Source organism: Micromonospora tarensis (assembly GCF_016803395.1).
GTDB classification, from domain to species: Bacteria; Actinomycetota; Actinomycetes; order Mycobacteriales; family Micromonosporaceae; genus Micromonospora; species Micromonospora tarensis.
Genome location: NZ_JAEVHL010000040.1, coordinates 1 through 10,971, shown reverse-complemented (window position 1 = coordinate 10,971; position 10,971 = coordinate 1). Strand labels below are relative to the sequence as shown.

7 protein-coding genes are annotated in these 10,971 nt (G+C 72.5%); 2 read left to right on the top strand and 5 right to left on the bottom strand.

The annotated features are described in order from the left end of the window. The first annotated feature begins 10 nt into the window (after nucleotides 1-10). A complete protein-coding gene (locus JM949_RS11435) occupies nucleotides 11-871 on the top strand; it encodes a S1 family peptidase (RefSeq protein ID WP_203148364.1) in 861 nt (286 codons plus the stop codon). Between the two features lie 134 nt (nucleotides 872-1,005). Here the strand turns inward: JM949_RS11435 and JM949_RS11430 are convergent, their stop codons facing one another. Next, complete coding sequence (locus tag JM949_RS11430) at nucleotides 1,006-3,246, bottom strand: MMPL family transporter (protein ID WP_203148363.1); 2,241 nt, start codon at nucleotides 3,244-3,246, stop codon at nucleotides 1,006-1,008. A 44-nt stretch (nucleotides 3,247-3,290) separates the two neighbouring features. Further along, on the bottom strand, nucleotides 3,291-3,752 hold the full coding sequence (locus tag JM949_RS11425) for a nuclear transport factor 2 family protein (protein ID WP_203148362.1): 462 nt from the start codon (nucleotides 3,750-3,752) through the stop codon (nucleotides 3,291-3,293). Between the two features lie 89 nt (nucleotides 3,753-3,841). On the opposite strand from JM949_RS11425, the gene JM949_RS39080 reads away from it, so the two are divergent. Then, the gene (locus tag JM949_RS39080) at nucleotides 3,842-4,567 is read left to right on the top strand and encodes a 4'-phosphopantetheinyl transferase family protein (protein WP_309232110.1); all 726 of its coding nucleotides are present in this window, start codon (nucleotides 3,842-3,844) and stop codon (nucleotides 4,565-4,567) included. Between the two features lie 10 nt (nucleotides 4,568-4,577). Here the strand turns inward: JM949_RS39080 and JM949_RS11415 are convergent, their stop codons facing one another. The 3 genes from JM949_RS11415 to JM949_RS11405 all read right to left on the bottom strand — a co-directional run. Next, nucleotides 4,578-6,887, bottom strand: coding sequence for a KR domain-containing protein (locus tag JM949_RS11415; protein ID WP_203148360.1), 2,310 nt, complete (start codon nucleotides 6,885-6,887; stop codon nucleotides 4,578-4,580). Further along, on the bottom strand, nucleotides 6,884-8,281 hold the full coding sequence (locus JM949_RS11410; protein WP_203148359.1) for a cytochrome P450: 1,398 nt from the start codon (nucleotides 8,279-8,281) through the stop codon (nucleotides 6,884-6,886). Before JM949_RS11410 ends, JM949_RS11415 begins: the two co-directional genes overlap by 4 nt. Next, a partial coding sequence (locus tag JM949_RS11405) for an SDR family NAD(P)-dependent oxidoreductase (protein WP_238432983.1) occupies nucleotides 8,278-10,971 on the bottom strand: 2,694 nt, incomplete at its 5' end. The genes JM949_RS11410 and JM949_RS11405, both read right to left, overlap by 4 nt.

The window sequence follows — 10,971 nt, the reverse complement described above, 5'->3', positions numbered from 1 at the left end:
GACCACAAAGATGATTTCGGCGGTGGCGGTGCTGCTCGGGCTGCTCGCCGGTGCGGCACCCGCCAGCGGGGCGGCCGCCGCGCAGCCGGACGACCTCACCACAAACATCGTCGGCGGGCACGACGCCACCAGGCCCTATCCCGGAATGGCCTCGCTTCAGGTCAGGCAGTCGGACAACACCTTCAACCACGCCTGCGGCGCCGTCCTGGTGCACCCGTTGTACGCGGTCACCGCCGCGCACTGCGTCACCACACCGGATCTCACAGTGCTCGACCCCGGCGTGCTCCAGCTGCGGATCGGTTCGCTCGACCGGACCAGCGGCGGTACGGTCGCGACGGTGACCGGGGTGCTGCCGCACCCCGACTGGGACTACTTCGTGGGCGCCAACGGCCGGATCGCCGACCTCGCCCTGCTCCGACTGGCGAGTCCGGTGCCGAGGGTGCCGTTCCTCATCTCGCCGATGGTCCAGCCGGGCACCTCCACGCGGCTGCTCGGCTGGGGCTCGGTGCAGCCCGACGCCAGCGGCCCGTACCCGGTCACGCTCCAGGAACTGGAATCGACGGTGATGCCGAACAGCGAGTGCGCGGCCGCCGGGCTCAGCGCGGGCGAGGTCTGCATCGACAGCCCCGGTGGCACGAGCGGAATCTGCCTCGCCGACAGCGGCGGACCGGCGGTGCGGCAGCTCGTTCCCGGCCGCTGGGCGGTGATCGGCCTCGTCAGTCGCGGTGCCGCGACCTACTGTGGCGAGAACCCGATCGTCTTCACCAGCCTCACCTACTACCGGCCGTGGATCCACCGGGTGATCGCAACCGGCCAGCTGCCGCCGGCCGCGGCACCCGTCGGCTCGGCCGTGGCGAACGCCGCCGGCTGACCGGCCCCGGCGAACCGCCCCGGCCGCCAGTTCGGTGGCGCGGGGCGGTTGCCGTACACGCGGAGCTTCGCGGTCCCGCTGACCTACCCGGTGGCGCGGTCGGCGACGCCGCGACGCCGGAGGTCAGCGGCGCCTCAGGAGGCGGCGCCGCCGACGCGCACCGGCTCGGCCGGCTTCGGCGCCACCCGGGGTGACGCCGTCTCGGAGATGCCGAAGCGGGCGTGGATCCGACGCAGCGGGGCGGGCGCCCACCAGTTGTATCCGCCCGCCAACCGCATCAGGGCCGGGACGAGCACCCCGCGGATGAGCGTCGCGTCCATCAGCACCGCCAGTGCCATCCCGAGCCCCAGCAGCTTGACGTAGGTGACCCCGGAGGACACGAACGAGGCGAACACCATGGCCACCAGTAGCGCGGCGGCGGTGATCAGTCGCCCGGTACGCGCCACGCCGGCGATCACCGATCGGGTGTTGTCGCCGGTGGCCAGGTACTCCTCGTGGATCCGGGAGAAGAGGAACACCTCGTAGTCCATGGAGAGCCCGAACGCGATGCAGAAGGCCAGCACCGGGACTGTGGCGATGATGGTGCCGGTGGCCGTGAAGTCGCCGACCAGCCAACCCAGGTGACCGTCCTGGAAGACGTAGACCATCGCCCCGAAGGTCGCGGTGAGGCTGAGCATGTTGAGCACGATCGCCTTGATCGGCATCAGCAGGCTGCCGCTCAACAGGAACAGCAGAATGAGCGTGGTGACGACGATGATCGCTATCGCGTACGGCATCCGCTCCTTCAGGGCCGACATGGTGTCGACGAAGCGGGCGGCCGAACCCGTCACCAGCACCTGGCTCGGTGCCGGCAGGTCACGCACCTGCCGCACCAGGGCCCGACCGTCGTCGGAGTAGGGCTCGACGGTGGACAGGACCGACAGGTAGGCGCCGGTCCCCCGCGGCGCCGTGAACGCCTGCGACGGCCCGCTGGGTTCCGCCACCCGGACCCCGCCGGCGTAGCTGCCGGTCGGGGCGTCGACCCGGGCGACGTGCGGCAGCCGGGACAGCTCGGTGGCGTACCCGTCCAGGGTCTGGACCCCGGTGGCCGGCAGGTCGGGCGCGACGACCAGCAGCGGGTCGGCCTCCCGGGCGGGGAACTGCGCCCGGATCGCGTCGGACACCTGGTGGGCGGGGGCGGACGGCGGCAGGACCCGGTCGTCCGCGAGCCCGAACTTGATGTGGAAGAACGGCGTGACCAGCAGCAACAGCAGCACGACGACGAAGCCACCGGTCAACATCGGTCGACGGGAGACAAGCGTGGCCAGCCGGTGCCAGCAGCCGGACTCGACCGGCCGGACCGACCGTCGCCGCCACAGCCGGAACCGGTCCACCCGATGCCCGATGTAGGCGAGCAACGCGGGCAGCACGATCAGCGCGGTCGCGGCGGCGAGCACCGTGACTCCGATGCCGGCGTAGGCGAAGGAGCGCAGGAAGTACAGCGGGAAGACGAGCAGCCCCACCAGCGCGATCGCCACGGTCACCGCGGAGAACAGCACGGTACGACCGGCGGTGCGCATCGCCGTGCCGATCGCCCCGGAGACGTCCTGACCGAGGGCCAGTTCATCGCGGTACCGACTGACGATGAGCAGGCTGTAGTCGATCGCCAGCCCCAACCCCAACCCGGTGGTCATGTTCAGCGCCAGGAACGAGACGTCCGTCGCCTGGGTGAGCAGCCACAGCACCAGGAAGGTGCCGGGAATCGCCACCGCCGCGATGGCCAGTGGCAGCGCCGCCGCCACCAGGCTCCCGAAGACGATGAGCAGCACCACGAGCGTGATAGGCCCGATGATCGCCTCAGCCTTCGCCAGGTCCTTGGCAGTCTGTTCGTTCAGCTCGTCGGCCACCTGAGCGGAGCCGCCGACGCTGACCCGCAACCCGTCGATGTCCCCGCGGTAGTCGGGGGCGAGGGTCTTGACCCGTTTCAGCACCTCGTCCTCGGTACCGGCGATCCGCGCCAGCACGAGCGCCTGCCTACCGTCGCCGGCCCGCAGCGCCGCCGGGCGGCCAGCGGTCCAGTAGGAGGTCACCCACGCCACGTCCTGCTCACGGCCCAACCGCTCACTGAGCGACGTCGCCGCGGCGGCGGTCGCCGGGTCGTCGACGGAGGCGCCGGACGACACCAGCAGCACCAGGTTGGCCTCGCCGGAGCCGAACCGTTCGGCGAGGATCGCGCTGGCCTCGGCGGACGACGAGGACGAGTCGTCGTACCCGCCGGCGGAGAGCCGGTTCAGCACGCCGCCGCCGAGTGCCCCGGCCAGGACCACGAACCCCAATGTGCAGAGCAGCACGAGCAGTCGCCTGCGGACCACCAGAGCAGCCCATCTGGTCAACATAGATTCCCCAGGTGTTAGTCGGAACGGTACGGAGAGCCGGCGGTTCAGTGCGCGATCGGTGGTGCCAGGGCCTCGCGGTAACCGAGGTCAGCGGCGTGCCGGCAGGCGTCGCGGACCATGTCCTCGTCCCAGTCCTGGTGGACCTCGCTGATGAAGCCCCAGGACAGGCGCAGCCGGTGGATGCCCCGGTTGACGAAGAGGCGGCCGTCGTGCGCGTACACGTGGTCGGTCCAGTGCACTGTCACCGTCGCCCGGCGCGGTGAGCCCTCGACCCGCACCGAGTCCGCCCGCGGCCGGATCGACCTGGTCAGCCGGAACATCCGGTCGAACCAGCGCCGGTAGTCGACGCGGCCGGTGCGGGCGCCGCCCAGGGCGCTGTCACCGGCGGCGCTGTTGCGGACGTCCCTGGTGCAGATCGCCAGCACCACCCAGTACCGCCCGGCGGAGACCTGGTGGTAGAGGAAGGGGACGACAGCGGTCCGCACGAACAGGTGGAAGAGTGCCATCAGTTCCGCCCGGGTACTCGGGAGCCGCCTGCGGCGGCTAGTCTGCGCGCGATGGAGACGATACGAACGGGCCACGCTGCGTGACCGCTGTGCCGGTTCAGTTGTGGTGGGCCGGGCCGGAGTCCGCCGACGAGTCCCTGCTGGCCCTCCTGGACCCCGCCGAGGTCAGCCGGTACGGCGGTTACCGGGTGGCGTCGGCACGGCGGCACTACCTGACCGGGCGGGCCCTGCTGCGCGTCGCCCTCGGCCGGCACCTGGGCCTCGACCCGGCCGCTGTGCCGTTGCGCACGTCGTGCCCAGGGTGCGGTGGACCGCACGGACGTCCCCGGCTCGTCCTGCCCGACCGTGCGGACGAGGCGTTGCCCGAGGTGTCGGTGTCGCATTCCGGCGCCCGGGTGGTGGTGGCGCTGGCGTTGGGCGCTCCGGTCGGCGTGGATGTCCAGCAGGTGGACGAGCGCCTGGACCTCGCGGCGCTGATCCCGTCGACGCTGGCGCCGGCCGAGGCCACCGCCCTGTCGCGGCTGGGCGAGGCCGCCGGCCCGGCGGCCTTCACCCGGATCTGGACGCGGAAGGAGGCGGTGCTGAAAGCGCTCGGCGTCGGTCTGGCCCGTCCGCTGCCCCAACTGGAGGTCTCGCCGCCGGACCAGCCGGCGGCCGTGCTCCGCTGGCCGGACGTCGACGTGCCGCCCCGCGTGACGCTGCTCGATGTCGACGCCGGCACCGACCACCGGGCGTCCCTGGCGGTCTTCGCCGACGCCGTCGACCTCAGCAGCCACGACGGCGCGGCGCTGCTGGCCCGGCAGCCACGGCGCTGACGTCCCGCTCTCAGCTCGCATGCCAGGCCGCGCCTTCGAGCAGGACCAGCGTCCGGCCGTCCGGGTCGGACACCCCGACAACCCGCCCGTCGACCGACCGCGTCACCCGGTCCGGCACGCCACCCTCGGCCAACCACAGCCGGTCGACCCGCCACTGCCGGTCGCCGTCCTCCGGTGACACCGCGACGAGCGCCTCCAGGTGCGCCAGCGGTAGTCGCGCCTGCGGCGGCTCCAACACGGTGAACCAGTCGGTCGGTGCCGCCGCCACGTCGGCCGTCCAGCCGGCGGGGGTACGGTCCCAGGGGCCGACGTCGGTGAGGTACGGCGACCACCGGTAGCCGACGGCCGCCCGCACGGGCGGCCCGGCCTCGACCCCCTCGTCTGCTGGCTGCGGGGGTGCGGGCGGGGTGGGTCGGCCCACTCCGAACAGCACTGTCGCCTCGGCGGCGAACGCCTCGTCCTCGTCGCCGACCGTCGACAGTCCGACCTGGACCTGCCACGCGTCGCCGTGCCACCCGCCGCGCGCCTCACGCCGTAGCGTGAGGTGCCCGTCGAGGGCGCGCAGCCGCCCTGGGTCGACCCGTACGTCGGCCAGGCAGTGCACGTCGAGCTGCTCCGCGCCGGGCGGCGTGAGCCACGCGGCGGCGGCGACGAGATACTCCACCGCCAGTGACACGGGCAGCACCGGCGTGTCGTCGACCATTGTGTCGTTCAGGCAGCTGGCCCATCCGGTGTCCAGCTGATGCTCGGTGCGCAGCTCGCCCGGCGGCGCGTACCGGACCAGCTCGCCGAGCAGGAAGCGCATGGTCAGCAGCCGGGACCGACCCGACCAGTCCGACGGCACGACGATGCCCCGCAGGTGTTGCGGCGACACCTCGCCGATCTCACCCATGAAGCCGATCTCACCGTGCCCGTGTCGCGTCAGCTCGGCGCGCCACGCGTCGACGCCCTCCGACACCGGTATCGGGGTCATGTACCGGGCGGCGGCGTCCAGGTTGGTGATCAGCCCCAGGCCGTCCCAGGTCGGCCAGGAGAGCGACTTCACCGGGTACGGCAGCCGCTGGCCCGCCCACATCGCCAGCCTCGCCAGCCCTTCGTTGGCGGACGCGTAGTCGAGCTGACCGACCATGCCGCCGTACCGGCCGGTCAGGGACCCGACCGCGCAGAGCATCTTGAGCGGCCGGTCCCCGATCGCCGACAACAGGTGCAGGAAGCCGTCGACCTTGACATCGATGACGGCGAGGAACTGGTCCGTGGACTTGGCGGGCAGCCGGGCCGGCGCGTCGATGCCCGCGTTGTGGATGACGTACGTGAGGGCGTCGCCGGCCTTCGCCACCAGGTCGGCCACCTCGTTCGGATCGGAGACGTCACAGACGTGGTACGTGACGTCGGCACCGGCCTCCCGGGCCCGCCGCAGGTTCCGCCAGATCTCGCGAGCCTGCCGGCGGCCACGAACCCCCCGGCGCACCTGTTGCAGGCTCTCGCCGGGCTGCCGACGCTGGAACGCCAGCCTGTTCTCCTCGTCGAACTCCGCGTCGGAGCAGGTGAGCCAGGGCAGGTGGGCGTCGGGCAGCGCGGTCCGTCCGCTGACCATCACCCGGCAGCCGAAGCGCTGGGCCAGATCCAGCGCGATCTCGAAGCCGATGCCACGTCCGCCACCGGTCAGCAGCACCACGTCGGTGTCGGCCAGCCGGATCGGCGCACCGTCGACGGCCGCCTTGCGGGGCAGGATGGTCTGCCGCTGCCCGTCGCCGACCCCCACCTCCAACAGGCGGGTCCCGAGCATCTCGGCCAGCAGCGCGGCCCCGGGGTCCGCTGTCGGTCCCAGGTCGCAGACGCGCACGTCGCAGGCCGGGAACTCACGGGGCAACGTCTTCGCCAGCCCCGCCCAGAGCCCGGAGAGCGGCTGTGCCCCGTCGGCGGCGGCGAGTCCCATCGTGCCGCCCATGCCGGTGACGGCCAGGTAGTGCAGCCGGTCCGCCGACGCCTCGCGGGACCAGTCGTCGTAGACGTACCGCAGGGCCGCCACCGTACGGGCCATCGGCTCGCGCCACGAACCTGCGGTGACGTCGGTCGAGCCGAGCACGCCGGCGTCCACGATGGCGTCGACCGGGCCGGGGACATCGGGACGGCCCTGCTCGGCCTGCCAACCGCAGGCCCGTCCGCCGAGCCGACCGACCGCCGCGTCGATCGACGCGCGCAGGGCTGGGGTGCCGCCCAGGACCAGCACCAGCCGGCCGTCCAGCGCGTTGGCGGGCGGTGGCGGCGCGCTCGGCAGCGGTGCCAGGGTCAGGACCTGGCGCAGGATGGGTTCGCTCATCGGGCCGCCTCCGCCCGGCTGCGCGACTGGAGGCGCACCCACATGTCCGTCGTCGGGCGCAGCGAGATCAGCGAGTCGCCGTACCCGACGAAGTCGCCCGGCACCAGACTGAACCGGAAGCGCTGCGTGATCATCGCGACGATCAGGCGCAGCTCCGCGAGTGCCATCAGGTTGCCCAGGCACAGCCGGGGCCCGCCGCCGAAGGGGAAGTACGACATCCGGGGCCGGCCCCGGTCCGCACCCGGCAGGAAGCGGCGCGGGTCGAACGCCTCCGGGTTCTCCCAGACCTCCGGGTTGCGTTGCGAGACGAGCGGCGACAGCAGGACCGAGGTGTCGCCCGGGACGCCGTAGCCGCCGAGCACATCGTCCGCGACGACGTCACGCGGATAGAGCCAGATCGGCGGGTACATGCGCAGGCTCTCGTCGATCACCGCGCTGGTGTACGGCAACTCGTCGTCGATACCGGGCAACCGGCCGGCGAGGACCGCCTCGATCTCCGCCTCCATCTCCTCCTGGGCCCACCGGTGGTTGGCGGCGGACAGCAGGGCCCAGCTCAGGGCGGTGGCCGTCGTCTCGTGACCGGCCAGATAGATGGTGAGCAACTCGTCGCGGATCTCCTCGTCGCTCCACGCCACGCCGGTGTCCTGGTGCCGGGCACCCTCCATCAACGCCACCAGCGGCCCGTCCCCGGTCCGCGCGTGGTTGGCCCGAATGGCGTCGATCACCCGGTCGAGCACCTTCCGGTTGGCCGCGATGCGCCGGTTGCGGGCCGTGGGCAGCCAACCGGGCAGCATCTCGGCCACGTACCCGTGCGGGAACATGATCTCGATGCTGCTGTCCACCACACTCTTCAGCAGCGACGCCTGGCTGCTGACGTCGTAGCCGAACAGGGACCGGCTGAGCGTGACAAGCGTCAGCTCCAGCATCTCGGTGACGAGGTCGACCGGCTTTCCGGCCCGTGCGCTGGTCTCCCAGCGGTCCAGCATCTGACTGGTCGCCTCGATCACGTTGGGCACGATCGCCGCGAGTGCCTTCCGGGCGAAGACCGGCTGCACCGCGCGTCGGTGCCCCCGCCAGTAGTCGCCGTCGGTGGTCAGCAGGCCCCGTCCCATCACCAGTTTGAACTGGTCGTACAGGCGCCCACGAACGTAGTTGGCGTGGTTGTCCACGAGCACGTGACGGACCGCCTCCGGGTCGGTCACCAGGTGGACCACCATCGGTCCCATCCGGATCCGGGCCACCCCGCCGTAGTCTCGGTGCAGGCGGAGCAGGAAGCCGGCCGGGTCGCGGCGGTACGGCAGCAGGCTGCCCAGGCCCGGCACACCCGCCGGTCCCGGCGCGGTCGGGTGCCCGGCGACGCCGGTGGTCGCGTTCGCTGGTTTCGATGTCCTCACAGTGCGATCGCCCCCGGTACGGTCCGCGGCCACGAGGAGCCGTTGTGCGCCCCGGTCGCCGCCACCTGCGCGGTGTCGACGGGAAGCCCGGTGACGGTGTCGACATAGCCGGTCACGAAACCCTGGACGTCCTGCACCTGGAGGAGCGCCCGCCCGTCGGGCCGGGTGGCGAGGAACCGGCTGCCGGCGGTGGGGCTCTCGACGAGCAGCCCGCGCGGCGTGGCAGACAGCTCGATCGGCGCCTCCCCCGCGGCCAGGTCCACGTCGTTGTCCGGCGCGTACAGATCGATTCGCCGGATGCCGCTCGGCGCCGCGACCGGCACGTAGCGGCCCTGCACCAGCTCCAGCACCGCGAGCCGGATCAGGCCGTCGAGCAGGAGGGCCGGCACCAGGAACCGCTGGAACTCGGTGTCCGGACCGACCGGAGCGGTGTAGCGGGCCCGCTTACCAAGCGGGTGCAGCCGGGTACGGGTCGTGGTGACGAACGGGCCGGTGAGGGAGACCGACGCCGCCGGCGCGTGGTACGGATCGAGGATGTCCTGTTCCGGCGCGTCGGGCCACGGTTCTGGTCGCGGGGCCACCGGGTACCGCTCCGCAAGGACCACTGTCGCGGTGAAGTGCGGCTTGTCGCGGTGCAGGAGAACGCCGTGCGGTGAGAGCACGTCCCCGACCACCCGGACGTCCACCACCGCCTGACCGGCCTCCCGGGCCCGGAGGGTGGCGAGGATCCGGCGCGGGCTGCGCTCGGTCGCGCCGCCCAGCTTGAGGAAGTGGTCGAAGGTGAGATTCCGGAAACCCACCACCGTCAGCTCGGGAAGCAGCGCGTTGGCGGCCTCCGCTGCCAGCTCCGCCACGAAACATCCCGGCAGCGTGGCCACGCCGCGTACGGTGTGGTGTTCGAGGTAGCCGTCCCGCTCGGCGGTGAACCACCGCTCGGCGACCAGCTTGTCCACGCCGTGCCGGGTGACCGAGTCGAGGTAGAAGGTGCCGCGGTCGGGCACGGTTGCGGTAACCGGCACGGGCGGCGCCAGCACCGACGGCCGCCCGGCTGGCCGGCGGGGTTGGAAGTAGCCCGGGACGATGTCGGCGACGGCCGCCCGTTCGGTGGCGCCGAGGTGGTGGATCGCGGCGACCCGGTTACCCCCCTCCAGCTCGGACAGGAAGTGGTAGACCCCCTCGGCGCTGGGCATGAAGGTCAACACGTTCGCCATCGGGCCGGCCGAGAAGAACGACTGGTGCACCGAGCTGGAGGCCATGCCGACCTCCCGCCACAGGGTCCACCCGATGGTGAACTCGTCCCGGCCGTGCACCGCCCGGTTCAGGCTGGCCGCGGTGGCGAGGAAGTCGTTGCTGGCCGCGTAGTCGGTCTCGCCCCGTTGGCCGGTCAGCCCGATCAGCGAGCTGAAGTTGCACCAGAACCGGGGCCGCAGCTCACCGAGGGCCCGCCGGAGGTTCAGGTAGCCCTGGCTCTTGACCGCCCGGACCGCGCGGAACTGCGGGAGGGTCTTCGACGCGATGGCACTGGCCCGGTTGATTCCGGCGGCGTGGATGAGCAGGTCGATCCGGCCGTGCTCGGCCGCGATCCGGTCGAATGCCGCCCGCAGGGCCGGCTCGTCGAGGACGTCCGCTGTCACGTGGTGCACCCGGTCCGGCCCCGACCAGGCCCGCATCTCGGCGAGATTGGCGAGCATCCGCGCCCCGGCGTCGAGTTGCTCGTACCGCCCGTTGATCTCCTTGACCGACCGGCCGGGCGTCCGGGCCAGCTCGGCGCGGACGAACGCCGCACGTGGTGGCAGGCCGGCGGCACCGTACTGATCCAGCTCGGCGGTCAGCTCGTCCAGCGGCTTCGAGCCGAAGGTGTAGATGACCGGCCGGTACCGCGCCGCGACCGCCTTCACCACCTCGGCGGTGATACCCCGGGCCCCGCCGACGGCCACCACCACCGCCGAGGCGTCGAGCGGGACGGTCGGGCCGGGCTCAGCTGGCGTCTCCTCGGTCACCATCGTGTGTCGCACGCCGTCGGTGTACACGGCGACCGGCAGGAACCGGGTGGCGCGCGACTCGGCCACCAGTTCCTCCAGGGCTGGCTCCAACGCCGTCTGGTCGGTGAACACGCTCGTGACGACGTTCTGGTCCAGCTCCAACGCGGCGCTCTTGAGCAGCCCGGTGAACAGACCCGCGTACGGATGCAGCACCCCGTCGCGGTAGGCGTCGGTGAACAGGGCGAGCACCGTACCGCCGTGCGTCCGCAGCGCGGACTCGGTCGCCTTGAGGGTCAGGAACACCGCGTCCTGAAGGGCGAAGACGCGGGACGGGTCACCGTCGAGCGCCTCCCGCGCCGCGCCGAGCGCGGACAGGTCGGTCACCACCCGTACGTGCCGCAGCCCGCCCAGGTCCGCGCCGAGCGCGTCCGCCACCGTCTGCTCGGTGACGTCGCGCAGGTAGCGCCGCCGGACACCCTCGGTCGGGGCGACCGAGAGTACGAGCGGGTCACCGGGACGGGTCCCGGTCGGCCCCAGCAGCTCCGGCGTGGCGGTCACGATCACCGCGTCCGCCGGTAGCGACTCGGCTGCCGGTCGTACCGCGTCGGCGAAGGTGGGCACCCAACGGCTCACGTGCCGGCGCACGGTCGGCGCCGGCGGCGGCGTCAGCGGCGGCGGCGTCGCCGGGGGCTGGTCGGCGGCCGCAGC